1 protein-coding gene is annotated in these 594 nt (G+C 69.2%); it reads right to left on the reverse strand.

The window, feature by feature from the left end:
• The coding region (locus ACTU3I_RS18465; RefSeq protein WP_442927190.1) for a DUF222 domain-containing protein at window positions 1-554 on the reverse strand (554 nt) is incomplete at its 3' end.
• Window positions 555-594 lie beyond the last annotated feature (40 nt).

Raw genomic sequence — 594 nt, forward strand, 5'->3', positions numbered from 1 at the left:
AGCAGCATGTCCGCGACGAGGTCCGCGCTGATCTGCGCGGTCGTGCGGACATCATCCACAACCGCGCCGTCGGCGGGTTCGGCGTCGATCAGCGGGTCCGCAATTTCAGGATCCCCGGCGGCCTTCGCCGCTTCCCGGGCGGCCTGGGCCGCTTCCTTGCGGTGGCGGGCGCGGTGGGCGTTGGCGGTGTCGCGGACGATCTTCGCTTGTTGACGGATCCGGTCCCGGATGGCGTACGCGATCGTGGCGGGGAGGAGGACTTCCAGGAGCGCCATCCCGTCGGCCAGGTCCACCACGGACACGGACCGGGCCTGCTTCGCGGTGTCGTGCCGCTCGGTCATGGTCACCGGGTTGATGATCTCGGCGAGCTCCTTCGCGTAGGCGTCGGTGCGGCCGGGGGTCTCTTTCACCGCGAACTCCAGCACCGTTCCTTCCCACGCCCCCCGCACGTCATCGTCGGGCAGGGTGAGTCCGGTCTTGAGGATGATGGCAGCGTGCCCGCGGGAGATCCGTCCCTCCTCCCACACCTCTACTGTGCGCGGGAACCGGGTCACAAGGGTGTACGCGTCGTCGAGTTCTCGTTGCGCGGTGCGG

The organism is Microbacterium sp. RD1, assembly GCF_052220165.1.
GTDB lineage: Bacteria > Actinomycetota > Actinomycetes > Actinomycetales > Microbacteriaceae > Microbacterium.